The sequence below is a fragment of the Peribacillus sp. SIMBA_075 genome (genome assembly GCF_046534585.1).
The window spans coordinates 1-248 of the sequence record NZ_JAWRYN010001264.1; the positions used below are offsets into that span (position 1 = coordinate 1).

The 248-nt window shown below is 48.0% G+C and carries 1 pseudogene; it reads right to left on the minus strand.

The window, feature by feature from the left end:
- Nucleotides 1–58: 58 nt before the first annotated feature.
- A pseudogene (locus tag SB775_RS32400) lies at nucleotides 59–248 on the minus strand (phosphate ABC transporter ATP-binding protein); the annotation flags it as partial.

The window sequence follows — 248 nt, forward strand, 5'->3', positions numbered from 1 at the left end:
TTCGACAATACGAGTGGGATGAGGACGAAAATGAGGGTCAGTGATAAAGCCCAATAACTCATGACACCACCCCTTTCACGAACTCTTCGACGCGGTCATTTTTAGGGTCTTCAAGCAAGGAGCTCTCGCCAGTCTCCACTACCTGGCCATCCATCATGACCCATGTATAATCGCCGATTTCAAGCGCTTGTTGGAGGTTATGGGTGATCCAAATGATTGTCGTGCCATATTTCCGGTTGATTTTGCTG